The sequence below is a fragment of the Lutimonas halocynthiae genome (assembly GCF_030409835.1).
GTDB classification, from domain to species: domain Bacteria; phylum Bacteroidota; class Bacteroidia; order Flavobacteriales; family Flavobacteriaceae; genus Lutimonas; species Lutimonas halocynthiae.
In genome coordinates this window covers 130,369-154,299 of sequence record NZ_JAUFQO010000012.1, presented here as the reverse complement: position 1 = coordinate 154,299, position 23,931 = coordinate 130,369, and the positions used below count along the sequence as shown (strand labels likewise).

Annotated in this window: 24 protein-coding genes; 13 read left to right on the top strand and 11 right to left on the bottom strand. The window is 36.9% G+C overall.

Annotated features, from left to right (window positions below):
- Window positions 1-174: 174 nt before the first annotated feature.
- The 4 genes from QWY87_RS12325 to pxpA are packed head-to-tail and all read right to left on the bottom strand — an operon-like array spanning window position 175 to window position 3,565.
- Window positions 175-1,209 carry a threonine aldolase family protein gene (locus QWY87_RS12325; protein ID WP_290291598.1) on the bottom strand — a complete coding sequence of 345 codons (1,035 nt, stop codon included), beginning with the start codon at window positions 1,207-1,209 and terminating at the stop codon, window positions 175-177.
- Window positions 1,210-1,228: 19 nt separating this feature from the next.
- The gene (locus tag QWY87_RS12320; protein ID WP_290291597.1) at window positions 1,229-2,131 is read right to left on the bottom strand and encodes a 5-oxoprolinase subunit C family protein; all 903 of its coding nucleotides are present in this window, start codon (window positions 2,129-2,131) and stop codon (window positions 1,229-1,231) included.
- A complete protein-coding gene (pxpB, locus tag QWY87_RS12315) occupies window positions 2,124-2,855 on the bottom strand; it encodes a 5-oxoprolinase subunit PxpB (protein WP_290291595.1) in 732 nt (243 codons plus the stop codon). The genes QWY87_RS12320 and pxpB overlap by 8 nt, the downstream gene beginning before the upstream one ends.
- Window positions 2,852-3,565, bottom strand: coding sequence for a 5-oxoprolinase subunit PxpA (pxpA, locus tag QWY87_RS12310; RefSeq protein WP_290291594.1), 714 nt, complete (start codon window positions 3,563-3,565; stop codon window positions 2,852-2,854). Before pxpA ends, pxpB begins: the two co-directional genes overlap by 4 nt.
- 218 nt (window positions 3,566-3,783) lie before the next feature.
- Here pxpA and prfB point away from each other — a divergent pair, with 218 nt between their 5' ends.
- From prfB to QWY87_RS12270, 8 genes are all read left to right on the top strand, one after another.
- The gene (gene prfB / locus QWY87_RS12305; protein WP_290291592.1) at window positions 3,784-4,893 is read left to right on the top strand and encodes a peptide chain release factor 2; all 1,110 of its coding nucleotides are present in this window, start codon (window positions 3,784-3,786) and stop codon (window positions 4,891-4,893) included.
- 2 nt (window positions 4,894-4,895) lie between these two features.
- Window positions 4,896-5,519: an HAD family hydrolase gene (locus QWY87_RS12300; protein ID WP_290291591.1), complete on the top strand. Its 624-nt coding sequence runs from the start codon at window positions 4,896-4,898 to the stop codon at window positions 5,517-5,519.
- Window positions 5,520-5,992: 473 nt separating this feature from the next.
- Window positions 5,993-7,309: a gluconate:H+ symporter gene (locus tag QWY87_RS12295; protein WP_290291590.1), complete on the top strand. Its 1,317-nt coding sequence runs from the start codon at window positions 5,993-5,995 to the stop codon at window positions 7,307-7,309.
- A 12-nt stretch (window positions 7,310-7,321) separates the two neighbouring features.
- Window positions 7,322-7,786: a RidA family protein gene (locus tag QWY87_RS12290; protein ID WP_290291589.1), complete on the top strand. Its 465-nt coding sequence runs from the start codon at window positions 7,322-7,324 to the stop codon at window positions 7,784-7,786.
- 11 nt (window positions 7,787-7,797) lie between these two features.
- Window positions 7,798-8,901 carry a D-TA family PLP-dependent enzyme gene (locus QWY87_RS12285; RefSeq protein ID WP_290291588.1) on the top strand — a complete coding sequence of 368 codons (1,104 nt, stop codon included), beginning with the start codon at window positions 7,798-7,800 and terminating at the stop codon, window positions 8,899-8,901.
- A gap of 16 nt (window positions 8,902-8,917) precedes the next feature.
- Window positions 8,918-9,382, top strand: a complete 465-nt coding sequence (locus QWY87_RS12280) for a hypothetical protein (protein WP_290291587.1) — start codon at window positions 8,918-8,920, stop codon at window positions 9,380-9,382.
- 3 nt (window positions 9,383-9,385) lie between these two features.
- On the top strand, window positions 9,386-10,453 hold the full coding sequence (locus QWY87_RS12275; RefSeq protein WP_290291586.1) for a dipeptidase: 1,068 nt from the start codon (window positions 9,386-9,388) through the stop codon (window positions 10,451-10,453).
- Window positions 10,454-10,580: 127 nt separating this feature from the next.
- The gene (locus QWY87_RS12270; protein ID WP_290291584.1) at window positions 10,581-11,222 is read left to right on the top strand and encodes a toxin-antitoxin system YwqK family antitoxin; all 642 of its coding nucleotides are present in this window, start codon (window positions 10,581-10,583) and stop codon (window positions 11,220-11,222) included.
- 303 nt (window positions 11,223-11,525) lie between these two features.
- Here QWY87_RS12270 and QWY87_RS12265 read toward each other — a convergent pair whose 3' ends face one another.
- Window positions 11,526-12,416: a metallophosphoesterase gene (locus tag QWY87_RS12265; RefSeq protein ID WP_290291583.1), complete on the bottom strand. Its 891-nt coding sequence runs from the start codon at window positions 12,414-12,416 to the stop codon at window positions 11,526-11,528.
- Between the two features lie 185 nt (window positions 12,417-12,601).
- Here QWY87_RS12265 and QWY87_RS12260 point away from each other — a divergent pair, with 185 nt between their 5' ends.
- Window positions 12,602-13,486: a dienelactone hydrolase family protein gene (locus QWY87_RS12260; protein WP_290291582.1), complete on the top strand. Its 885-nt coding sequence runs from the start codon at window positions 12,602-12,604 to the stop codon at window positions 13,484-13,486.
- A gap of 173 nt (window positions 13,487-13,659) precedes the next feature.
- On the top strand, window positions 13,660-14,223 hold the full coding sequence (locus QWY87_RS12255) for a protein kinase family protein (RefSeq protein ID WP_290291581.1): 564 nt from the start codon (window positions 13,660-13,662) through the stop codon (window positions 14,221-14,223).
- Between the two features lie 10 nt (window positions 14,224-14,233).
- Here the strand turns inward: QWY87_RS12255 and QWY87_RS12250 are convergent, their stop codons facing one another.
- On the bottom strand, window positions 14,234-15,082 hold the full coding sequence (locus QWY87_RS12250; RefSeq protein ID WP_290291579.1) for a hypothetical protein: 849 nt from the start codon (window positions 15,080-15,082) through the stop codon (window positions 14,234-14,236).
- A 332-nt stretch (window positions 15,083-15,414) separates the two neighbouring features.
- Between QWY87_RS12250 and QWY87_RS12245 the strand changes: the two genes are divergently transcribed.
- The 3 genes from QWY87_RS12245 (at window position 15,415) to QWY87_RS12235 (ending at window position 18,260) form a co-directional block, all read left to right on the top strand.
- Window positions 15,415-15,810 carry a PAS domain-containing protein gene (locus tag QWY87_RS12245; RefSeq protein ID WP_290291577.1) on the top strand — a complete coding sequence of 132 codons (396 nt, stop codon included), beginning with the start codon at window positions 15,415-15,417 and terminating at the stop codon, window positions 15,808-15,810.
- Window positions 15,807-16,643 (top strand): MBL fold metallo-hydrolase, encoded by an 837-nt coding sequence (locus QWY87_RS12240; protein ID WP_290291575.1) that lies wholly within the window; start codon window positions 15,807-15,809, stop codon window positions 16,641-16,643. The genes QWY87_RS12245 and QWY87_RS12240 overlap by 4 nt, the downstream gene beginning before the upstream one ends.
- Window positions 16,644-16,832: 189 nt before the next feature.
- Window positions 16,833-18,260: an FAD-binding oxidoreductase gene (locus QWY87_RS12235; RefSeq protein WP_290291572.1), complete on the top strand. Its 1,428-nt coding sequence runs from the start codon at window positions 16,833-16,835 to the stop codon at window positions 18,258-18,260.
- Between the two features lie 2 nt (window positions 18,261-18,262).
- Here QWY87_RS12235 and QWY87_RS12230 read toward each other — a convergent pair whose 3' ends face one another.
- From QWY87_RS12230 to QWY87_RS12210, 5 genes are all read right to left on the bottom strand, one after another.
- Entirely contained in the window at window positions 18,263-19,801 is a 1,539-nt protein-coding gene (locus QWY87_RS12230; protein ID WP_290291569.1) for a YifB family Mg chelatase-like AAA ATPase, read from the bottom strand.
- A 176-nt stretch (window positions 19,802-19,977) separates the two neighbouring features.
- A complete protein-coding gene (hppD, locus tag QWY87_RS12225) occupies window positions 19,978-21,135 on the bottom strand; it encodes a 4-hydroxyphenylpyruvate dioxygenase (protein ID WP_290291566.1) in 1,158 nt (385 codons plus the stop codon).
- 10 nt (window positions 21,136-21,145) lie between these two features.
- Entirely contained in the window at window positions 21,146-22,306 is a 1,161-nt protein-coding gene (locus tag QWY87_RS12220; RefSeq protein WP_290291563.1) for a homogentisate 1,2-dioxygenase, read from the bottom strand.
- 199 nt (window positions 22,307-22,505) lie between these two features.
- The gene (locus QWY87_RS12215) at window positions 22,506-22,742 is read right to left on the bottom strand and encodes a NifU family protein (protein WP_290291561.1); all 237 of its coding nucleotides are present in this window, start codon (window positions 22,740-22,742) and stop codon (window positions 22,506-22,508) included.
- A gap of 50 nt (window positions 22,743-22,792) precedes the next feature.
- The gene (locus QWY87_RS12210) at window positions 22,793-23,917 is read right to left on the bottom strand and encodes an Mrp/NBP35 family ATP-binding protein (protein ID WP_290291559.1); all 1,125 of its coding nucleotides are present in this window, start codon (window positions 23,915-23,917) and stop codon (window positions 22,793-22,795) included.
- Window positions 23,918-23,931 lie beyond the last annotated feature (14 nt).

Genomic DNA, 23,931 nt, shown 5'->3' with positions numbered 1-23,931 from the left:
TATTTTTTTGAGCGGATAAACTTAAAGTTACTACTAGAATTAAAGGCAAAATAAATCTCACTTGTTTCATCTTCTTAAATTATTTATCTATCTGACGATGAGAAGATCGTCTCATTACAAAAATAACCTATTTCGAATATATAAAATATTGCTTATTTAAAATGTGAGTAGCACCTAGATCGGCATTTTATCGAGAACATCAATTACTTTCTCAAGCATGGCATCTGTAAAATCGAGATGTGTAACAATTCTTAATTTGCCCTCCCCCATTGATATGAGCTTAATATGCTCCTTTTCTAGGTTTTTAAGGAATACTCCTTCATCAAGATGCTTATGTAAGTTAAAAATTATAATATTCGTCTCTATGGGTTCTACTTTCAACACCCAATCAGATTTCTCCAAAGCAATACCGATTCTCTTTGCTCGGTCATGATCTGTTTTTAATCTTTCTACATGATGATCCAAAGCATATATACCAGCTGCAGCTAAATAACCAACCTGGCGCATACCGCCTCCAAATAATTTTCTGATACGGATGGCTTTTTGAATATTTTCTTCTGATGACAGTAATAATGAACCTATCGGCGCACCTAAACCTTTTGAAAGGCAAATTGAAATCGAATCAAATAACTTCCCATACTGTTTGGGAGTTTCGTTTTTAGCGACCAAGGCATTAAATAATCGGGCTCCATCAAGGTGATAAGCCAATCCTTTGTCTGAACAAATAGCTTTAATTTTTTCTAATTCTGAATAATCCCAGCAAGCACCCCCTCCTTTATTGGTGGTATTTTCAACTACAGCCAAACTAGATATTGGCAAATAGTATAATTGCGGATCATTAATTACTCCTGCCAACTGTTCGGCTTTGAACATACCCCTATGCCCGTCAATCAACTTACAAGAAACACCTGAATGAAAGGAAGCGCCGCCACTCTCATAATTATACACGTGTGACCACTTGTCGCAAATGATTTGTTCAGCTGGTTGGGTATGAATTTTAATAGCAGTCTGATTTGCCATCGTGCCAGATGGAAAAAACAAGGCAGCCTCCATACCAAACATTGCTGATACTTTTTTTTGAAGCTGAATCACAGTTGGGTCGGCCCCGAAAACATCATCCCCTACTTCTGCCTGCATCATATATGACAGCATTTCTTTAGTAGGGCGCGTAATCGTATCACTTATTAGGTTTATTTCTTCCTTGATCATTTCACTTTATTTAGCAATTTCAATCTTTAAAACGACTTACCAATCTACCTAGAAAATCAAAGCTGCTTTCTAAATCAAATTCTAGCACATCATTTTCCTTCTTTTGAGCCAATTGATTGATAGCAATATCTGTCAATTGCAAAATTCTCGGATATCCTCCTGTTGTAGGACAATCTCTCATCATAATGATTAGTTTACCGGAAGGTGTTAATTGAACCGTTCCAGGAATGGTTGTTGACGTAATAATACCGTCATTTTTAATAGGCGGAAATTTATTCTTCAACTGATAGCCCATCCTATTATGGTGAGGATCTATTTTGAACTCCTTTGAAAACAATAATTCACGGTGTTTTTTTGTAAGTCTGTTAAACTCAGGCCCCTTGGTTACCTCGAGTTTCTTTTCATTAAAATGAGCGCTTTTTACTTTTATTTTTGATGAAGTCACCTGAAGATCAGCATTATATGAAGCAATCCTCAACCTGTCTCCTTTTTGAACCTTCTCTTTGCTGGTTATCCCGTCATAATAAGAAAAGCTCTTTAATTTATTTTCGGTTTGAAAACCTCCTTTAACTCCTAAATAACTCCTTGCGCCTGTTTTAAGTGTACCAAAACTCAAAACATCACTGGTTTTTACTTCGTATACGAAGTTCATCTTCACTGCCTCCCCGTTGAGCTCTGGAGACATGTCTGCTCCAGTCACAACGATCAATGAATGATCTTCAAATAAAATCTTAGGTCCCATGAGTGTCATTTCCATAACAGGGAGCTTTTCGTCGTTATTCAATAACTTATTGGCAAGAATGGCACTGTATTTATCCATAGCTCCAGAAATGGGTACACCATAAGAGCGGTATCCTTTTCTGCCAAGATCTTGTATCGAAGTGTGAAGACCTTCTGATAAAATTAAAATATTATTATCCATGAATCTCGCTTTCTATTTGGTAATCACCTGACTCAACTTGTTTCTTAATCTCATCATGCTTTATTTTATCAACTGGAATAAATTTTACCTTATCTCCTGAAACTGCAAAACAAGGAGGGAATTCATCCACATTGAAAAAAGATAGTGGTGAATTACCAATGATATTCCAGCCACCTGGGCTTGTTCTGGGATAAATACCTGTTTGATTCCCGGCAATAGCCACATCTCCCTTATTAATCTTCAATCTGGGCTTGTCTTTTCTTGGCTGTTCCAAAACCTTCGGCAGTCCGCCTAAGTATAGAAATCCAGGTAAAAACCCTATGAAGTAGACATCGTATAATGGCCTACTATGCAGCGAAATGATTTTTTCTCTGGTCAGCTTTTTAATTTTTGCCAAATTTTCCAAATCCAGACCAAACTCCTTATCATAGCATACTGGAATTTTCCAGATCCTATTGGCGGTGAGTAATTTTTGGTCTTTAGTGGCATAAATTTCTTTAAGATCAGTTACAACTGATGAATATTTGATCTTCCCGGTATCAAAAAAAACAGTTAATGAATTATAAGCTGGAACTGTCTCCAAGACATATTCACCCATATCAACCCGAATCTTATGCCTAAAAAGATGGATGTTTTTTAAGATTTCCGGATCTATCATCCCAGGCCATTCAATCAGAACGGCTATGCTGCCTAAGGGCTTGTATTTTAATTTGTATAAATTCAAAATTTATTCTTTTTTAAGACACTTAATTCGACTAGGAATTCTAATGCTCTTGGATGATCACCATGAACACATATGGTATCAAAATCTATCTTTATTTCACTGCCATCTTCAACAATCACTGATCTGTCTTCAATCATCTTTCTAACCCTTTGCCTTACTTCGATTGGATCATTAATAACTGAGTTGCCATGAGCCCTTGAAACGAGTTCTAATTCATTCGTATAATTGCGATCTGCGAAAACTTCAACCCAATGCTTAATACTCCTTTTTTTAACGAGTTTGTGCAGGTTTGATCCGTAAGGAACGAATATACAAAGATCTTGCTTGAAAAAAACAACTGCATCGATCAATACATTTCCCAATTCATCAGATCGAGCGGCTTCATTATAGAGTGCTCCATGGGCTTTTACATGATGTAAAGAGGCGCCCAATGCTGCCGCAATCTCATTCAATGCTGCTATTTGCTGAATTATTTGCTCTTTTAGTTTCTGCAAAGGAATAGCTACTAATTTCCTTCCAAAATTTGCCTTATCCACAAATGAGGGATGCGCACCAGCCTTAACTCCCATCTTTTGAGCCAGCTTCAAAGAATTTGTCATGGAGGCTTTATCACCAAAATGACCACCACAAGCAATATTACAAGAATCAATGTAGGCCATAAGCTTTTCTTCACCTGGCATTCCTTCTCCTAAATCACAATTGATATCCATAATTATTACAAAGCTTAAGACTCCTCTAAACAACATCTAATATAATGAAACCAATAAATAAATAATAAGTGAATTTTCATTAATTGTATTTAAAATTATGCGGCTTTACTATAAAATTAAAGAAAGACCCCGAAGCAAGAAGGAGCTTCATCATAGCGATTGGTTTATTAAATTCAATGGAGAATTTCAATTGTCATTATTTAGTTTATTTTTGCCCCATGGTTACAGCAGATCAAATAAAAGACATCTTACAGCGTGTAGATAACTTAAGGGCTTATCTCAACATTGATAAGAAACTCATTGAAATATCTAATGAAGAGGAAAAAGCTTCAGATCCAGACTTTTGGAACAATTCAAGAGAAGCTGAAAAGATCATGAAAATATTGAGAGGGAAAAAGAAATGGGTTGATGACTATAACAAGGTGAAATCTGATGGAGAAGACTTAAACGTGTTATTTGATTTTTATAAAGAAGATGAGGCTTCTGATGAGGAAATAACAGCTCAGTATACCAAAACCATTGCCTTACTTGAGTCTTTGGAATTTAAAAACATGCTATCAGATGAGGGAGATAATCTAAGTGCGGTACTTCAGATTACGGCTGGCGCAGGAGGTACTGAAAGTTGCGATTGGGCTCAGATGTTGATGAGGATGTACATGATGTGGAGCGAAAAACAAGGCTATAAAATCAAAGAACTCAATTACCAAGGAGGTGATGTGGCCGGAATTAAGACTGTTACATTGGAAATAGATGGTGAATTTGCATTTGGCTATTTAAAAGGTGAGAATGGGGTTCACAGACTGGTTAGAATTTCACCTTTTGATAGCAATGCCAAAAGACACACCTCATTTGCTTCGGTTTATGTTTACCCCCTGGCAGATGACACGATAGAGATTGATATTAATCCGGCTGATATAACATGGGATTTTGCTCGATCAGGAGGAGCCGGTGGGCAGAATGTGAATAAGGTAGAAACCAAGGCTATCTTGCGTCATAAGCCATCAGGTATCATGGTAGTGAATTCAGAAACGAGATCTCAACTTGAAAACCGTGAAAAAGCAATGCAGATGCTAAAATCACAGCTTTATGAGATCGAGCTCCAAAAACAACGAGAAAAAAGGGATAGCATAGAAGCTGGTAAAATGAAGATTGATTTTGGATCTCAGATCAGGAACTATGTGATGCACCCTTATAAGCTTGTCAAAGATGTAAGAACCCAAGAGGAAACTGCAAATGTAGATGCTGTCATGAATGGAGAAATAGACAACTTTATAAAAGCATTTTTGATGGAAAATTCAGATAAAACAAATGCCAATAACGAACTTTAACCATGGGAGAAACTAATATAAAATATGTCATCTTTGATCTAGGAGGTGTTGTAGCAGACTGGAACCCTGAATATCTTTACGAAAAGGTATTCAATGGAGACAAGGATAAAATGGATTGGTTCTTAAATACAGTTTGTACAAAAGACTGGAACATGGAACAGGATGCAGGTAGAACCTTCGAAGAAGGTACTCAAATTTTACTGAAAACATATCCTGAATATGAAAGTGAAATCAGAATGTTCTTCGATCGATGGGAAGAAATGCTAAGAGGCGAAATTAAAGATACTGTATTGATTTTAAATCAATTAAAAGACTTGAGCGAAGTAAAACTTTATGCTCTGACAAACTGGAGTTCGGAGACTTTTCCCATTGCAAAAAGGCGTTTTGACTTCCTGAAATCATTTGAAGGCATTGTAGTAAGCGGAGAAGAACACACTAGAAAACCTTATGCTAAAATTTATGAGACGATTTTAAACAGGTTTAATTTAGAGCCAGCGCATTGCCTTTTTATTGATGACAGTCTCGAAAACATTGAAGGTGCGCGGAAAATGGGCATAAATGGGATTCACTACAAAAGCTCGACACAACTAAAAAAAGCCCTTCAACGTCATAATGTCTTGCCTTAAATAGCAGTTTAAATCTTCGGTTTTTAAAACCAAAACGCAAAGTTGACACTTTAATCATACCATAATTAGGCCTGACACAACGCTACATTGACTTACTAAATCTGTCATTTGAAAACAGGTCTTTCTTTTCCTAAAAAAGATCATTATTTATCGTATTTGCCACTATAGACAAACCTTATAGTATATATTTAAAATGTTGTTAATCTGACATTTATATTAGCCACCTAAAGCATTAAATTAACTATATGATTGAGCTTTCAGATCACCATAAATTCACCTTTTTTTGTTAAAAAAAGTATGAAAATTGAGCTTAAAACTTTGCAATAAATAATATGCATGCACGAATTCACCAGCCGGGTTTTCAAAAAAAATGCTATTCGTCGACAAGTTCCAACCTTCTATCTTCTATTATTTTCTTTCGGATATTTAATATTTAGTTTAGCTTTATCAATTCCAAACATAAAAAAACATCTATGCCTCTACTATTCGTTGTACTAGGAATTATCCTCTTATTTTTGCTCATCGCAGTATTTAAACTTAACGCCTTTATATCATTTATCATCGTCTGCCTGCTAGTTGGCGTCTTGCAAGGAATGGAACTCAACAGTATTATACAATCCATTCAAACAGGCATAGGGAATACATTAGGATTCCTTGTGTTGATACTTGGCTTAGGAGCCATGCTTGGTAAACTAGTTGCTGATAGTGGAGCCGCGCAACGAATTACGACCAAATTAGTTGACAGTTTCGGCATCAAATACATACAATGGGCAGTGGTATTGGCTGGTTTCATTGTAGGCATACCCATGTTCTACACCGTAGGGTTCGTAATTCTAATCCCTTTGGTTTTCACGGTAGCGGCTGCCACCAACCTTCCATTGATCTATGTTGGGCTTCCTATGCTAACTTCTTTGTCTGTTACGCATGGTTTTTTACCACCGCATCCAGCACCTACCGCAATAGCGGGAATGTTCAATGCAAGTATTGGAAAAACAATGATGTACGGCATAATAGTTGCCATTCCCGCCATCGTCATTGCAGGACCTTTATTTTCGAGAACGATTAAAAAAATAGTAGCCACTCCCCTTCCTGAATTTCACAATCCTATCGTTTTAAAAGATGAGGAGATGCCAAAAATGAGTGTAAGTATCTTAACTGCCTTATTACCAGTTATCCTAATTGGGTTTTCAACAATCTTAGATTATATTTTACCAAGTGATTTCCCCATGAGAAACCTCATCATATTTGTAGGGAATCCAGTAATGGCCATGTTAATATCTGTATTGGTAGCCATTTATACTTTAGGCCTAGCCAGAGGGAAGAAAATGAAAGAAGTTATGGATTCAGTTGCAAGCTCTGTAGCAAGTATCACCATGGTACTGCTCATTATTGCCGGAGCAGGCGCCCTGAAACAAATCCTCGTAGACAGCGGCGTTAGTGATTATTTAGGAGCATTATTAAGTGGTTCAAGTATTCCGCCACTTGTTTTAGGCTTTCTAATAGCTACTATCCTGAGAGTCTGCATAGGATCAGCAACTGTTGCGGGCCTTACAGCAGCAGGGATCGTTCTTCCACTTGTCAGTGGATCCGGAGTGAAGCCAGAATTAATGGTTATCGCTATCGGCTCTGGAAGCTTAATGCTCTCTCACGTAAATGATGGTGGCTTCTGGCTGTTTAAAGAATATTTCAACCTATCTGTCAAAGAGACGCTCCGCACCTGGACAGTCATGGAGACTATGGTCGGCCTAATTGGAATCACTGGCGTACTTATTTTAAACTTATTTGTATAAAATCAAAACCCCATGAACAAACTCGTATCTCAGCAAATTAAAGAAATGAATCTACAATTCCCGCCAGCCCCCAAACCAGCTGGGGTTTACAGGCCAATATTGGTGATTGATAAATTCTTATATGTATCCGGACAGGCTCCGGTAAATTTTGATGGCTCCTTAATGCAAGGTCGCGTTGGCGACGATATAAGCCTTGAAGAAGGGAAACTAGCTGCAAGACAAGTCGGACTTACGATGCTATCCACTATTCTTACCCATTTTGGAGATATTGACAAGGTAAAACGAATCGTTAAAGTACTGGGAATGGTAAATTGCACTCCTGATTTTCAGCGGCAACCTTTGGTCATGAACGGCTTTAGCGAATTGATGGCTGAAGTATTTGGCAAAGAATACGGGATTGGCGCCCGAAGCGCAGTTGGCATGATGCTCCCCGACGGGATTCCGGTTGAAGTTGAGGCCATGTTTGAGTTATATTAAAAAAGCGAATAATGGATTGGTATGAATTGAAAGGTAGCAACAAGGTTGAAAGCCCCTCATTATTGGTTTATCCTGACCGGATTCAATACAATGCGGAGCTTATGCTTAAAATAGCAAAAGACCCTCAGCGTCTTAGACCTCATATTAAAACACATAAAATGGCTGAAATTATCCAAATTCAGTTAGAACTAGGCATTTCTAAATTCAAGTGCGCTACCCTTTCAGAAGCTGCGCTCCTTGGTAAATGTGGTGCAAAAGACATTTTGCTGGCTATGCAACCCGTTGGAGTTCAGATAGAAAAATTCTTAAGCCTTACGCATGATTATCCAAATGCTATTTTTTCAACTTTGGTTGACAATGAACGATCAGCAAAAGAAATAAACAAACAAGCTTTAGGAAAAAAACAAAATGCGAACATCTGGCTTGATATTAACAATGGAATGAACCGAACAGGCATCAGCCCTGACAACAAGGCTGTAAACCTCTATAAATGGCTTCTGAGCCTACCTGGCCTTAAACTGAAAGGACTTCATGTGTACGACGGACACATCCATACGAGCAAAATTAAAGATAGAGAGGATGAATGTGACAAAGCCTTTCTTGATGTTGAGTTACTTAGCCAGAAACTTGAAGCATTGAACCTCCCTAAACCCCTGATTATTGCAGGGGGTACGCCCACTTTTCCCATTCACGAAAAAAGACCAGGCGTTGAGTTAAGCCCAGGCACCCCATTATTATGGGATCATGGCTACGGAATCAATTATCAAGATTTGAAATTTTTACCTGCAGCTGTATTGTTAACCAAGATTATCAGCAAACCTGGACCTAATCTTTTATGCTTTGATCTTGGCCATAAATCGGTAGCTTCAGAAATGAAATTACCAAGAGTTCATTTTTTAGGCAACAAAGATTCTTTTACACAAATTTCTCAAAGTGAAGAACATCTGGTGGTTGAATGTAAAGATAATTCAACCTTCAAAATCGGTGACGCACACTATGCCTTACCGATACATATTTGCCCTACGGTGGCAAAATACCCCTATGTTTTTTCAGTCAAAAATCATGAAATAAGTGGTAAATGGCAAGTTGCAGCACGCGATCATTATTTAAAATAAAACTTAAGTTAAAAGAATGAAAAATACTATTTTACAGCTAGTTATATTATTAACACTATTTAGCTGCTCAGAAAATAAAATAATTAAACCAACAATTGAACCAGATCAAAAAAAGGTAATTGAAGGATCCTGGAAATTGGTTTATGCTCATATAGAGGAGAATGATTCCATTCAAATAAAAGACCTGGAAAAATCGGATTTCATCAAAATCATCAACGCAAGTCACTTTGCTTTTTTCAATCAAGATAAGGGCAGTAGTGAAAATTTTGTGGCCGGTGGAGGAACCTATACTTACGATGGAAAAGACTATGTTGAAACACTCGATTTTTTAGGCGCGGTTGATTACAGAGGCCATGTGTTTCCATTTAAGGCTGAAGTCAAAGGAGATTCTTTGATTCAACAAGGGCATGAAAAAATTGAAGAAGCTGGCCTAGACCGCTATATACTGGAAAAATATATTAGAATTAAAACACCGCAATAAACTATGTTGATCTTTGATGCACATCTTGACCTTTCAATGAATGCTTTGGAATGGAATCGCGACTTGCGATGGACAGTCGATGAAATTAGAAAAAGTGAAGCGGGAATGGACGACAAACCTGATAGGGCTAAGAACACCGTTTCCTTCGAGGCGATGAGACGTGGTAATATCGGTCTATGTGTTGCTACCCAAATTGCACGTTATGTGAAAAGAGATAGCACCTTGCCTGGATGGAATTCACCCCAACAAGCATGGGCTCAGACGCAAGGACAGCTGGCTTGGTATAGAGAAATGGAAAAAGAAGGCTATTTAAAATCAATTCGAGACATACAAGATCTTGAAACACATCTCAAAACTTGGGATAATTCTAAGGCAGACTCCGCTATAGGGTATATATTAAGTCTTGAAGGTGCTGATTCTATCGTGACACCTGACTATTTAGACCAAGCCTGGGAACAGGGTCTACGGGCCATTGGTCCGGCACATTATGGGCCAGGAACTTATGCACATGGAACAGATTCAGTTGGCGGCATCGGCACAAAAGGAAAAGATTTATTAAAAAAAATAGCCTCGCTAGGACTCATCTTAGATGCAACGCATCTCTGCGATCAGAGTTTTTGGGAGACCATGAAAATTTATGATGGTCCGGTCTGGGCAAGTCATAACAATTGCAGAACTTTTGTCAATCACAACAGGCAGTTCTCAGACGAACAAATGGAAGAACTTATCCAGCGCAAGGCAGTCATTGGCATAGCCTTAGACGCTTGGATGATGGTACCTAACTGGGTCAGAGGGGTCTCAACACCAAAACAGATGAATGTTACCTTAGACCTAATGGTTAACAATATTGATCATATTTGTCAATTGGCAGGAAACTCAAGTCATGTGGGTATAGGAACTGATCTTGACGGCGCTTTTGGTAAAGAACAATGCCCAGATGACTTAGAGACAATAGCTGATTTGCAAATACTTCCTCAAAAATTGGAACAAAAAGGCTATGATGCCAAAGACATTGAAAACATTTTAAGTACTAATTTCATTAACTTCCTCAGACGTACTTGGTCATCTTGAAAAGATGATAATAAGTTCAGAAAATTGATATTGTTTATGTGAATTTTACGACAAAAAATGATCTGAATAAACAAGTTTTTATAACTTTGAAAAGTTAAAGATTTATACCAAAAAAAAATATTTAGTCATGAAAAAAATATTATCCACACTTTTTCTTACTCTTTTTTTATTCGCAATAAGTTGTCAGAAAGAAATACGAGTTGAAAAATCAAAATTTGAAATTACAGAAGGCATATTCTATTTAGAAGGTGAAAAATTTTCTGGAATTGTTTATGAAAACTATTCAAATGGTAAGGTTCATCGAGAATGGACAATGTCAAATGGCATAGAGCATGGCCCCAGTGCCATTTATTATTCAAACGGGCAAGTGGATGAAAAAATCATGTGGAAAGAAGGCAAAAAAGACGGACCTTATGAAAAATACTACGAAGACGGTAAGCCTGAAGTAATTTCACAATATGCACTGGATAAAAAAGACGGAGACTTTGAAGTCTTCTATAATAACGGTAAAATCTTAAGATCAGGGAGTTATGACAATGGATTTCTTGAAGGATCTATTGAAGAATATTACGAAAATGGTCAAAAAAAATCTTTAGTCACTTGGGCTAACAATGTAAAAGAAGGCCCTTATGAAGAATATTATGAGAATGGTCAGCTTAAAATAATTGGCTATTTCAAAAAAGACAAAAAAGATGGAACTTTTGAAACTTATTCTGAAACTGGTGAATTAGTGGAAACTTTGACTTTTGAAAACGGAAGGCCTTTGTAGGTCGTTACGCATAAATTCACTGAGATTTCAGTAACCTATTTTTTATCAAATGTCATCAAAATGATTCTACATACCATATATAAGGCTTTATGGTATGTAGAATTTATTTTTTACCCCAAATCAGAGCCCCTTATTGGCCTTAATTTCAACATTCTACACGCTTTATTTGGTTAATGTTTCTTCTTAGGGAAATTCTCATACTTATGAACTTATTTACTTTATGTTTCATTAACCAATACCCAAAGATAAGTTTCATTTTCAAATTACACGACGACATCTGATGTCATAAATGACGCAATGCAACTACAAATATTTATTCAAAGACATCGGACCTTCCAAGACAGTCTTTAAAATGACACTGTCTGGCTCATTTGGATCCTCTATATACCATTTCACAAGTGAAATATGAAAATCCTGTATTTCAATCCCTATAATAGATTTAGGATGTACACAGCTGCCATCATTGAATAATGGAATATCACCAGGGTCAGGGAAGCGCGGACGGTGGGTATGGCCACAAATTATCATTTGTTGATTATTGTTAACGATCCACTGATTTAGCTTCCTCTCTACTTTGACCAAGCCCTTATAATTTTTTGCCGGACTGGTTGGGTCGCTAATTCCAAACCATTTTTGAACGTACTTCCAAAAGTACCGAACGAAGAACCTGTTAAACTTCCAGTGCCTGTAATTCATATAATCAGCCTGATGTCCGTGAATGGCAAAAATAGATCTGTCGGATTGTTCAAAATAAAGCAATAAACCTTCCTGGTATTCCAAATCAAAAAAAGCATCCTTATCAATAATGTTTTTGGGAGGAAAAAAAGTGCGTATGATTTGCTCTACTTTAACAGGGTTCCTAAATTCCATGTCGTGGTTACCCCATAAGAGATAAAGTCTTTTTTTCTTATGGAATGATTCTAAAAGATCAAAAACAGTCTTATAGGCGTCAAAAATAGGTTTAAACGATCGATTCTCCCATAATTCAATTCCATCTCCTAATTCAATATAAGTATAGCCTTCGTCAAAGTAATTTTGCAATGCATATTCATAAACCTTAATGTTATGCCTAAAATCATCGGCATAGCTATTATCTCCTTTATGGAGATCACTAAAAAATATGATTTTCGCATCTTTAGGAAAAGTTACTTTCTTAGCTGTTTTAAAAGCTTTATCTAGAATTGAATTAACCATATTTCGTTTGAAAGCTTGAAAATAATAATTTTTAATTGATAATTGGACTTTTACCGTTATGCAAAGATCAAAGCATTAACTCAAATGCTATCACAGAGAAATGATTTAATTTTTTTTTATATTTACGAAACCAGCGATTCGAAAAGACCTAAGTCTTATCTCAAATTAAACCAAACAACACAGTCATGAAAAAATTAGATAAAAAAGATATCAGCCAAGGCGTGCTTGACCTCTATGACCAATATGCACATAACAAAATTCAAAGACGAGATTTTGTAAAAAAACTGTCAGCTTATGCGGTTGGTGGCTTAACAGTATCTTCTCTATTAAGCTTTGTAATGCCTGACTATGTGAACTCTATTCAAGTACAAGCCAATGATCCAAGGTTAGAATCAAAATTTATCAATTACGATTCCGCTAAAGGTGGTGGTAATATCAAAGCATTATTGTCAAAACCATCAAATATGACTGAAAAAATGGGTGGGATAGTTGTAGTTCATGAAAATCGAGGCCTTAATCCGTATATTGAAGATACGGCTAGAATAGCAGCCCTGGAAGGGTTTATAACAATCGCCCCTGATGCATTGACGCCTCTGGGAGGTTACCCTGGAAATGATGATGAAGGAAGAGAATTGCAAAGAAAAAGGGACAAAAATGAAATGTTAGAAGACTTTATCGCAGCCTTTGAATACTTGCGGGCTCATCCTGACTGTAATGGGAAAGTAGGCGTAGTTGGATTTTGCTTTGGGGGATGGATTTCAAATATGATGGCGGTTAAAGTACCTGATTTAGCTGGATCCGTGCCATTTTATGGCTCGCAGCCTACTGAAGGAATCGATCAAATAAATGCTCCTTTACTGTTACAATTTGCAAGCTTAGATGAAAGAGTAAATAAAGGCTGGCCAGCTTACGAGAAGGCTTTAAAAGAAGCTAAAAAAGACTATGTAGCGTATATGTACAAAGATGTCAATCATGGATTCCATAATAACACGACGCCACGCTATGATGAGGATGCAGCAAGCCTTGCATGGAATAGAACCATGGATTTCTTTAAGAAAAAATTAAATTAATACAGGCTAAGGGTTTTAGTCGAAATTAGGTGTAACCTTTCTTGGAACTAACTCTGTTTAAATCGAAAACTAACAGCAAATAGATTCTTGCTTTTGAATGCTCGTTTCTTAATCTTATACTTTTTTTTGTAATTTTGATAGTAATGACTCGATCGGTTATTTCTACATCAAAAATGTCTGTTGAATTGCACGATGATTTCGTGATAAAGAGATTCAAGCCTGTGTATGGTTTTAAAAAAAGATACTACACAGAAAAACAAGCTCTTGGATTACTTAAAGGAATCAATGCGGTCCCAAAAATTCTGTCTTATTCCGATGAAGAATACTTTTTAAAAATTTCCCGATTGAAAGGAGATCCCTGTATGCAATATTCAAAAAAGGCACTAGAACAATTAAGATCCATTATTGATGAAACAATCAATAATGGAGTAGCTAGACATTCTCTTCCCTTAAGGGACATAATAATAGACGAAAAAGACAATGTGGGGGTAGTCGATTTTGAAAGGGCCACGCTTAAAAAAAATTGTTTTTTCGTTTTTTGGTATGCAGCCACCCTTGTGACCAGGTTCCATGTAATTCGTTTTATACACAATCAGAATGCCAATCTTTTAAGCTTTACCGAAAGTGTTCTAGTTAAAACTGGTTTATTTTTTAGACACATATTTAATGTGTATGGACTCATACGAGATGCGATAAGGAATAGCTACAGGAAGTTTTTTTCAAAACCCCACAATTGAATTCATGTTCCTAGAAATTTCCACTTATTGAAAATAAGGGACCTTGGTATAGCAAATCAGCAGCGCCTCGCCAAATATCCCTATTCATGTTTACTTTTGCCTTAAAGTATTTATATCCAACACCAATCCCGACATTTTTAAAAACCTGAAAAGAAACTGAGGGTTCAAGATTCCATAAAGTGCCGCTGTAATCACCAATACTAAGCGAAAACCAACCCACATTGGCTTCAAATCCCCAACGCAAATTTGGCGCATACAAATAACTAAAGCCAATGTTTGGAACTGGCGCAAGGGCGTCAATCTTTTTTTTATCTGTCTCTAATTCGAAGTCAATACCACCAATATATGCCGTTGCCACAGCAAAAGTGTGAATGTTCATTGCATGAATTCCGATACCCATGTTCAACTCATGCTTTTGACCCATTGAAATAACTCTTCCAAAAAATATTCTATACATTTCAATATCAAATCCAGTGTCGAGAATTACGCCACCCGGAAATACGGTATTATTCCATTTAACTTCATCCTCCAAAGTAGCCGTTTGAGAATTTCTTACAGTGAAAAATTCAAATCCAAAAACCCATTTTTTATCTTTTGAAAAACGCCAGTCAAAATTTAGATTGAATGTGTTTTCTTGTCTACTTAACCCAAGTGTTTGACCAAAATCAATTGGATTACTTGGTAAATCACCATCCACATTCATGCTAATTGATTTTAAATTAACAAAGAAGCCCATATTCACTCTGTATCGATCAGTGAGTATGGGATGCTTATCAATAGCAACACTATCTGCGTTTTGAGATAAAATCTCTTTCTGGCAAAAGGAAAACAAGACTAAAAACAGAAATAATTTGTGCACTGAGACCATTTAAGCTACAATAATAGTATAAATAATGAAAACTCCTTCCTGAATATAAATTTTCAACGCTAAAAATTCAGAACAATAATACAGAACCAAGGTTAAAGCAAATAGCCGTTTGCTTTAACATTTCTATTGTTATTAAAATGCTAATAAACAGTGTTTTACAAAATCATGTTTCTTACTGAATTGATCGCTTGCAATATCTTAGTTTTTACTATTCTGCAAATTTTGCATACCTTTAAAGGAATAAGCAGCAAACTATTAAATTTTTGTTCAGGTTTTACTGAGCTTAAGTATTCATTTTTATAAACCCAAAATCAAATTTTCAGATGTCTTCAAGAGAAATAGAAGTTATCCTAAGTAGGCAACTAGCAGATTCCTTATCCACGTCAGTCTTTATAGTAGACCCGGATGGAAGTCTTATTTTTTATAATGAGCCGGCAGAAGAACTTTTGGGCTTGAGATACGAAGAAACCGGAGTCATGTCAATGGCTGAATGGTCATCCATATTTACACCTAGAGATGATCATGGGAATATATTACCGCCTGAAGAATTACCTTTGGTTCAGACTATGACAGAACAGGAGCCTGCGCATGGAGAGTTTTGGATAAAAAGCTTAAAGGGAATAAAATATAAAATATCTGTGACCTCCTTCCCTATTATGGGTAGACCCAATCGGTTTTTAGGTGCAATTGCAATATTCTGGAAAATAATGGAAAAATGAAGATTACTATATGGGGCTGTCGCGGATCAATGCCATCTCCGGGGCCTGAAAAAAATAAATATGGCGGCAACACTGCATGTGTTCAGTTAGAGCACGACAATAGTTGTATAATACTTGATGGAGGTTCGGGAATTCAAAGTCTAGGAAAAAAACTGAGCCCTGATATTTCTGTCGTAAATATTTTACTTACCCATCTTCATATTGATCATATTATGGGCTTGGGATATTTTCAACCTTTTTACAATCCTAATTGCACTGTAAATATTTGGGGACCAGCCGGATCATCTGAAAGCTTAACCGTAAGATTGAGGCGGTATTTTTCACCACCATTTTTCCCTGTTCGACTCAACGAACTACCTGCTAAAATTCATATTATTGAGATTGACAACTCGACTTTTCAAATAGATGATTTTGTAATAAAATCTGAATACTTATGCCATCCAGGTCCTACGGTTGGCTATAGAATCCAATTAGGCGAAACTATTATTTCCTATATGCCAGATCATGAACCGGCTTTGGGCTCCAGCAATTTCCCGCATTTAAGCGATTGGTGCAGTGGCTATAATATAGCTAAAGATGCTGACCTCTTGTTCCATGACGGCCAATACCGTAATGAGGAATATGACAGAAGAGTTGGCTGGGGTCACTGTTCGATGGAAGATGCAATTGACTTCGGCACTTTGTCAAATGTAAAAAAAATGGTACTGTTTCATCATGACCCTGTTAACAAAGACATTGATCTTGAAAACATGCTAAACCAAAGCATTGCAAATAAGAATTTCAACTATGAGTTGATTCTGGGGAAAGAAAATGACTCTTTTTTAATTCAATAACAAGACTTCTGTATTAAATAACTTGAATAATTTGATAAGGCTTAATCATAAATTGTTTGGATAAATAAATGAAACTATTCGGACAGTATTTGATACTGTTCGTCCTAGTCTAATTAGATTTTAGGTTTTATATGATTAATTTTAGATTAACAATTTAGATAACATTCCAATCATAAAAACCAATATTTCATGAAAACCTACCATGCATCGACAGAAGTTAACAAAATCAGTAATGAAACTTTTAAATCATTTCAGGAAAATTTCGGAGGTCTATTAATTGATATTGACAATGAAACTTATGATGCAGAACGCGAATTATGGAACAAACTAATTGACAAACGGCCAGGTATAATAGCTCAGTGTACAGGAGTAAGTGATGTAATTCACGCAGTGAACTTTGCCCGCGAAAATGATCTTTTATTTTCTGTTCGTGGAGCAGGACATAATGTTGCAGGAAATGCATCAATAGATGATGGTCTGGTGATTGACTTATCTCATATGCGAACAGTCATGGTGAATCCAAAGCAAAAGACGGCTATAGTGCAAGGAGGAGCCACTTGGGCGGATGTAGATCGTGAAACCCAGGCGTTTGGGCTGGCCTGTGCAGGGGGAGTTGTTTCTGACACAGGGGTTGGAGGACTTACTTTGGGAGGCGGACTTAGCTGGTTGAGACGGAAGGTTGGGATGAGTATTGATAACTTGCTAGGAGTGGATATGGTGCTCGCCAATGGAAGCTATATTCATGCCTCTGATTCAGAAAATCAGGATTTATTTTGGGGTATCAAAGGGGGAGGCGGTAATTTTGGAATTGTAACTTCTTTTCATTTCGAATTGCATGAATTAGGTCCAACAGTAATGATGGCCGCAACCATGTATCCTCGTGCTGAAGCTGAAAAAATTATGAAATTTTGGATTAATTTTACAAGAGACCTTCCGGACGAAATTACCAGTGATTGTATTCATTGGTCGATACCAACGCATCCTGGATTTCCTGAGGAGCTTCACGGCACTAAAGTAACTGTGCTTGCCGGCATGTACTTTGGATCTCCTGAAGATGGAGAAAAAGTCCTACAGCCTTTAAGAGAAGTTGCTACTCCAATACTTGATTTGAGCGGTATTATTCCTTACACTGCTGTAAATAAAATGTTTGATCCATTTCTTGTAAAAGGTACTTTAAATAGCTATTGGAAATCTTTATATGTGAAGGATATAGACGAAAATCTAATGAAACTGATAATTGATAAAGTCAATGATTCTCCATCAGCACAAAGTTTATTATCCATAAGAAATTTACATGGTGCTCTTTCCAGGGTTCCAGAAGAGGCTACAGCGTTTGGTGATAGAAGTTCACGATTCCTGGTTAGTATCGACACAATGTGGAATGATGATGCTTTAAATGATCATTGTATTCAATGGACGAAACAATTCTTTAGCGAACTTAAGGAACACTCTGATGGGCAAGTCTATTTCAATTTTAACAGTGATATGAGCGGCTCTGAGGATATGACCGGAGATTCTTTCGGGTCCAACTATCAAAAGTTAATTGACATCAAAACAAAGTATGACCCTGACAATTTCTTCAGGATGAATGCGAATATAAAACCAAAAGGGAAGTGAAATTAGCCCAACCACCCTTCTCTATCTAAGCTTCTATATTGAATCGCTTCAGCGATATGTTCAGGCAATATTTTATCTGATGCAGCTAGATCTGCAATAGTAATCGAAACTTTTAATATTCTGTCATAAGCACGCGCCGATAAATTAAGATGTTGCATGGCATGTTTTAATAATTGCTGCGATGTTTTATCGATTTGACAATACTTACGAATCTGCTTTACGTTCATTTGTGCATTGTAATGTATATCATCTCTCGACTTATACCTTTCAGTCTGAATATCTCTGGCAGCCTTTACTCTTTTTCTAATTATATTGCTGGATTCACCTGAGCGCTTGCTTGATAATTTTTCAAACGGAACGGGTTGCAGCTCAATATGTAAGTCTATTCGATCTAATAAAGGACCTGATATTTTACTTAAATACCTTCGGGCATCAATTATGGCCGCATTTGAGTCTTCATGCTGCTCTACAAAGTAGCCTCCCTGACTGGGATTCATACTCGCCACTAACATAAAACTACTTGGATAGGTAACCGTAAATCTGGCTCGTGAGATTGTCACCTCTCTGTCTTCTAATGGCTGTCTCATTACCTCAAGTACACTCCTCTTGAATTCTGGAAGTTCATCTAAAAAAAGAACACCATTATGAGAAAGTGATATCTCTCCGGGTTGTGGGTAGGTTCCACCTCCTACTAGGGCTACATCGCTTATTGTATGATGTGGAGATCTGAATGGTCTTTTATGCATCAGACCTAAATTTCCATTTAATTTACCAACTACAGAATGAATTTTTGTCGTTTCAAGCGCTTCTCTTAAAGACATAGTCGGTAAAATGGTAGGCAATCTTTTGGCCAACATCGTTTTTCCAGAGCCAGGAGGCCCAATCAAGATGATGTTATGACCTCCTGCCGCTGCAATTTCCATACATCGTTTAATCGTTTCCTGACCTTTGACATCGGCAAAATCTAAATCTTCTTGTGCTGCATTATCTTGAATCTCTTTTTGTAAATCAACTTTCAATGGATCGATACAATCCTCGCCTTTCAAAAACTTCACCACATCTGAGATATTCTCTAAGGCATAAACATCTAAACCTTTTACCACGGCAGCTTCCTTCCCATTTTCTTTTGGCAGTATAAATCCTTTAAAGCTATCTTCCTTGGCTTGAATTGCAATGGGTAAAGCCCCTTTAATGGGATTCAAACCGCCATCTAAAGACAACTCTCCCATGATAACATACTGATCAAGCGCTACTGATTTTAGCTGCCCGGATGCAGCCATGATACCCAAGGCCAAAGGTAGATCATAAGCAGAGCCTTCTTTACGCAAATCTGCGGGAGCCATATTAATGGTAATCTTCTTTCCCGGAAATTTAAACCCGGAATTTCTCAGTGCGCCTGAAATCCTGAAACTACTTTCTTTTATGGCGCTATCGGGTAACCCTACTAGGTGGTAAGCAATTCCTTTATCAATATTAACTTCAACTGTTATCGTTCTGGCTTCAACTCCTATTACTGCGCTCCCATAGACTTTAACCAACATAGATAAAATGATTTATAATAAGTGACTCTCAGAATGAAAGTAAACATATAAATCTTTGACCCGTCAAAAACTGATCACCTCACCTCCGAGGTGATCGGAAGTGAGGTGATGAGAAAAATTACACTCAGTCAATTCGATAAAGAATAAAACTGATTGAGCCCGGTGTTTTTTCTAGTTTATAATGTACCTCGTTTGGCTTGTTCTCTTTCAATACTTTCAAAAAGCGCTTTAAAGTTACCCGCACCAAAGCCTCGAGCTCCCATTCTCTGTATGATTTCAAAGAATAAGGTTGGCCTATCTTCTATAGGTTTTGTAAAAATCTGTAATAAATAACCTTCTTCATCTGCATCAATCATAATGCCTAATTTCTTCAAAGTTTCAATATCCTCGATTAACTCATGACTAAATTCCTCTAATCTACCAGGAACCGCTCTGTAATATTCTTCTGGAGGTGTACTTAAAAACTCTATCCCTCTTGATCTCAACTTAGAAACTGTGGTAATGATATCATCTGTAGCAACTGCAATATGCTGTACACCAGGACCTTCATAGAAATCAAGATATTCCTCAATTTGTGATTTCTTTTTACCTTCCGCTGGTTCGTTAATTGGAAATTTAATTCTACCGTTTCCATTACTCATCACCTTACTCATCAAGGCTGAATACTCTGTATGGATTTGGTTATCGTCAAAAGACAAAAAGTTTTCAAAACCCATAACATCTTCATACCATTTTACCCAGGTATTCATTTCTCCCCAACCTACATTACCAACCATGTGGTCAATAAATTTTAAACCACAAGGTTCTGGGTTGAAATCCGATTTCCATTCAGTAAAGCCTGGTAAAAATGTTCCTTTGTAGTTTTTCCGTTCAACAAACATATGCACCGTTTCTCCGTAAGTATAAATACCTGACCTTACAACCTCACCATGTTCATCTTTTTCTATTATTGGTTTTAGATACGATTTTGCACCACGAGAAGTAGTTTCTTCCCAGGCTTTTTTAGCATCTTCTACCCAAAGTGCCACAACTTTTACACCATCACCGTGTTTTACGATATGTTCGTTTATTTCTGATTTTGAATTTAAAGGAGTGGTTAACACTATTTTAATTTTATCTTGTTTTAAGACATAAGAAACAACTTCTTTACTTCCTGTTTCCAGCCCTTTATAGGCAAAAGATTGAAAACCAAATGCCGTTTTATAAAAATGGGCTGCCTGCTTGGCATTTCCCACATAAAACTCTACATAGTCAGTTCCTAATAAGGGCAAAAAATCTTTGGCTCCTGCAAATATTTTTTCTAATCCGTATTCTACATTTTTTATCTTACTCATCACTTTAGTTTTAATGATTTAACCAACTTTTATAATAATCATCATCTTCTAACTTTAAGGCCGCTTCTGTTACCTTTAGCGGTGCAAATGTATCAACCATCACAGCCAGTTCTTCAGTCGATTTTTTACCAATACTCCTCTCCATAGCCCCTGGATGTGGTCCGTGAGGAATTCCAGCCGGGTGCAATGTAATCTGTCCAACTTCAATATTATTTCTACTCATAAAATCACCGTCTACGTAATATAGTACCTCATCTGAATCGATATTACTATGGTTATAAGGTGCAGGAACTGCTTGCGGATGGTAATCGTATAATCTTGGCACAAAAGAGCATATTACAAAGCCTGCTGCTTCAAAAGTCTGATGAATAGGCGGTGGCATATGAACCCTGCCCGTGATAGGTTCAAAATCATGAATTGAAAACTTATAAGGGAAATTATAACCATCCCAGCCCACAACACTAAAAGGATGGTATGCATATATATATTCATGCATATAATCCTGTTTTTTAACCTTTATTAAAAAATCTCCAGCTTCATTAAAAGTTTCAATTTCACTCGGAGGATGCATGTCTCTTTCACAAAAAGGAGCATGTTCAAGCATTTGACCAAACCAATTTCTATATCTCTTTGGTGTATAAATCGGGCTTTTTGACTCTACAATAAACAACCTGTTTACTTTTGTTTCAAAATCTATTTGATAAATTACTCCTCTGGGCACTACTAAATAATCGCCATAGGAAAAATCAATATTCCCTAACATGGTTCTTAACTTTCCTGACCCTTTATGAATAAAAATCACCTCATCCGAATCTGTATTCTTATAAAAATAACTTCTTAAAGAAGCACTTGGAGAAGCCAAACTAATCTGACAATCATTATTTACTAATATTGGTACACGACTTTTTAAAAAATCCTCCTCTGGAGCCACCTCAAATCCTCTTAAACTTATGGATTTCATATTTTTTTCCACAGCAATTTTCGGGCTGACATCATATGATTTCAGTATTTCTTTTACTTGAGTAGGACGTTGGGTATGATACAATAATGTTGACATTCCATCGAAACCAATTGTTCCGAATAGTTCTTCATATAAGAAATTTCCATCTGAATCCTTAAACACTGTGTGCCGCTTTGATGGAATGCTGCCTAAAGTATGGTATCTCGGCATAAGTTATATTTTAAAATTAGTAATAGAAAGAAGTAGGTACATGAAGACAACCGAATTTATTCGGGGTTTCTCTTCATCAATAATTTTAGAAGTGATAATAATTCGGCAAAAAAGTAGCTCATTTTATATCTGTTCTTTCGATGTTAACAAATATAACGATTATTATTTAAGAATATGAAAATCTAGAGTGGCTTGAGTTTTATTTTATTTCAACTACTTTTTTGATTTGCGGTACATATTTTCTAATAGTGGCTTCAACACCATTTTTAAGCGTCATTTGATTTACACTGCAACCAATACAAGCCCCATGAAACTTGATATTCACAATATCGTCGTCTAATGAGACCAATGATATGTCTCCTCCATCAGTTACCAAATACGGGCGGATCTCGCTAAGCGCTTTCTCAATATTATCCAAAATTTCTTTTTGACCCATAATCTCTATTATTTTAATTCTCCCCTACCAAAAAGGCATCAGGAATTATGCTACTTTGGACTACAACCAGACATAGTAGTTATTCTCACAACTTCAGTTGGCGGCAAGTCTTCATTTCGCTTTACCAGTTCAGTAAGCATATTTTTTGTAGTCTCAATAAAAGCATGTTCAAGCGTTGTATCTTCTTGTAAGGCAACAGGGTGACCTACATCTCCGGCTTCTCTAATACTCTGAACCAAAGGAATTTCTCCTAATAATGCTGTATCAAGATCAGTCGCTAAATTTTTTGCGCCATCCTTTCCAAATATATAGTATTTATTATCAGGTAACTCTTCAGGTGTAAAATAGCTCATATTTTCAACAATGCCCAATACCGGCACCATGATATTCTCTTGTTGAAACATGGCCACACCTCGTTTAGCATCCGCCAAGGCTATAGCCTGAGGAGTACTTACGATAACAGCTCCTGTAATAGGTACAGCTTGAACCATTGATAAGTGAATATCCCCTGTTCCAGGAGGAAGGTCGACCAAAAGGAAATCAAGTTCTCCCCAATTGGCATCAAAAATCATTTGATTCAATGCTTTTGAAGCCATTGCACCACGCCAGATAACTGCCTGATTGGGATCTGTAAAGAAGCCTAAAGACAACAATTTTACACCGTAGTTTTCAATAGGCTGCATTTTAGATTTACCCCCAACCTCAACAGAAAGTGGTCTTTCTTTTGCTACATCAAACATAATGGGCATTGAAGGCCCATATACATCCGCATCTAATACGCCAACACTGAAACCCATTTTTGCTAAGGAAACAGCAAGATTTGCAGTAACAGTTGACTTACCAACCCCTCCTTTTCCGGAGGCCACTGCAATTATATTCTTTACTCCTGGAATCTCATTCCCTTTAATTGGAGCTGGTTTTGCCGGAGCATCTACCTTTACGTTTACCTTGATGTCAGTTTTCTCATCAACCTCGTCATGGATCACTTTCATAATTTCAACTTCTACCTTCTTTTTTGCCTGTAGAGATGGATTTTTTATGGTCACATCAACAAGGATCTCTTTACCAAAAATCACAACATTAGTCACGGCCTTGCTTTCGATAAGATTCACTCCCTCTCCAGGAGCCGTAATCCCTTCTAGGGCATTGTATATATCTTGTTTGTTAAAACTCATTACTTGCTTAATTA

Coding starts and splice junctions, on each gene's coding strand:
- QWY87_RS12325 (WP_290291598.1), bottom strand. CDS start 1,209: ATGATCAAGGAAGAAATAAACCTAATAAGTGATACGATTACGCGCCCT.
- QWY87_RS12320 (WP_290291597.1), bottom strand. CDS start 2,131: ATGGATAATAATATTTTAATTTTATCAGAAGGTCTTCACACTTCGATA.
- pxpA (WP_290291594.1), bottom strand. CDS start 3,565: ATGGATATCAATTGTGATTTAGGAGAAGGAATGCCAGGTGAAGAAAAG.
- prfB (WP_290291592.1), top strand. CDS start 3,784: ATGGTTACAGCAGATCAAATAAAAGACATCTTACAGCGTGTAGATAAC.
- QWY87_RS12300 (WP_290291591.1), top strand. CDS start 4,896: ATGGGAGAAACTAATATAAAATATGTCATCTTTGATCTAGGAGGTGTT.
- QWY87_RS12295 (WP_290291590.1), top strand. CDS start 5,993: ATGCCTCTACTATTCGTTGTACTAGGAATTATCCTCTTATTTTTGCTC.
- QWY87_RS12290 (WP_290291589.1), top strand. CDS start 7,322: ATGAACAAACTCGTATCTCAGCAAATTAAAGAAATGAATCTACAATTC.
- QWY87_RS12285 (WP_290291588.1), top strand. CDS start 7,798: ATGGATTGGTATGAATTGAAAGGTAGCAACAAGGTTGAAAGCCCCTCA.
- QWY87_RS12280 (WP_290291587.1), top strand. CDS start 8,918: ATGAAAAATACTATTTTACAGCTAGTTATATTATTAACACTATTTAGC.
- QWY87_RS12275 (WP_290291586.1), top strand. CDS start 9,386: ATGTTGATCTTTGATGCACATCTTGACCTTTCAATGAATGCTTTGGAA.
- QWY87_RS12270 (WP_290291584.1), top strand. CDS start 10,581: ATGAAAAAAATATTATCCACACTTTTTCTTACTCTTTTTTTATTCGCA.
- QWY87_RS12265 (WP_290291583.1), bottom strand. CDS start 12,416: ATGGTTAATTCAATTCTAGATAAAGCTTTTAAAACAGCTAAGAAAGTA.
- QWY87_RS12260 (WP_290291582.1), top strand. CDS start 12,602: ATGAAAAAATTAGATAAAAAAGATATCAGCCAAGGCGTGCTTGACCTC.
- QWY87_RS12255 (WP_290291581.1), top strand. CDS start 13,660: ATGTCTGTTGAATTGCACGATGATTTCGTGATAAAGAGATTCAAGCCT.
- QWY87_RS12245 (WP_290291577.1), top strand. CDS start 15,415: ATGTCTTCAAGAGAAATAGAAGTTATCCTAAGTAGGCAACTAGCAGAT.
- QWY87_RS12240 (WP_290291575.1), top strand. CDS start 15,807: ATGAAGATTACTATATGGGGCTGTCGCGGATCAATGCCATCTCCGGGG.
- QWY87_RS12235 (WP_290291572.1), top strand. CDS start 16,833: ATGAAAACCTACCATGCATCGACAGAAGTTAACAAAATCAGTAATGAA.
- QWY87_RS12230 (WP_290291569.1), bottom strand. CDS start 19,801: ATGTTGGTTAAAGTCTATGGGAGCGCAGTAATAGGAGTTGAAGCCAGA.
- hppD (WP_290291566.1), bottom strand. CDS start 21,135: ATGAGTAAGATAAAAAATGTAGAATACGGATTAGAAAAAATATTTGCA.
- QWY87_RS12220 (WP_290291563.1), bottom strand. CDS start 22,306: ATGCCGAGATACCATACTTTAGGCAGCATTCCATCAAAGCGGCACACA.
- QWY87_RS12215 (WP_290291561.1), bottom strand. CDS start 22,742: ATGGGTCAAAAAGAAATTTTGGATAATATTGAGAAAGCGCTTAGCGAG.
- QWY87_RS12210 (WP_290291559.1), bottom strand. CDS start 23,917: ATGAGTTTTAACAAACAAGATATATACAATGCCCTAGAAGGGATTACG.